The 563-nt window shown below is 60.7% G+C and carries 1 protein-coding gene; it reads right to left on the bottom strand.

The features are described from left to right. Positions 1–166 precede the first annotated feature (166 nt). On the bottom strand, positions 167–563 hold a 397-nt coding region (locus DT603_RS15845), incomplete at its 5' end, for an IS30 family transposase (protein WP_162350956.1).

Raw genomic sequence — 563 nt, 5'->3', positions numbered from 1 at the left:
ATGCGTATTTGTTGTGCAGCGACCGGCAATTGCAGCAACGCGCCGGGCGAAACCGGACGTCCATCGACATCGACATCGACGGCGCGCACGCGTACCGGCGGCGGCAACGGATTGTGGTGCAAGCGGTCCGGGTCATTACAGCCTGTTGAAGGTATGGGGGGCAAATTCAACTCTGATTCGCAACGCTTTTGAGGACCTCCTCGGAGAAGACTTCGAGGGGCGTTTTGAATCCAAGTATCTTGCGCGGACGATTGTAGAGCCGCTGCTCGATCCATCGCAGGTGCGCATCGGTGATGGTGCTGAAATCGGTCTGTCGTGGCAAGTATTGGCGTGTCAATCCGTTGGCATTCTCGTTGCTGCCGCGCTGCCATGGGCAGTACGGATCTGCGAAATAGAAATCGCTCTGCAGGCAGGCGGCAATGAGCCGATGATCGGCGAACTCCTTGCCGTTGTCGGCGGTGAGGGTGGGAACTGCATGGCGCAGGCCGCCCAGTCGCTGGACAATGGCGTTGCGCACGTTTTCGGCGGGGGCCGGCGGCGCGGAAACCCGCAGAAGGAGGGGG

It is taken from the genome of Pseudoxanthomonas gei (genome assembly GCF_010119615.1).
Classification (GTDB): Bacteria; Pseudomonadota; Gammaproteobacteria; order Xanthomonadales; family Xanthomonadaceae; genus Pseudoxanthomonas_A; species Pseudoxanthomonas_A gei.
Note: the sequence above shows the minus strand (reverse complement) of the source record. Positions and strands in the feature narration are given on the sequence as shown.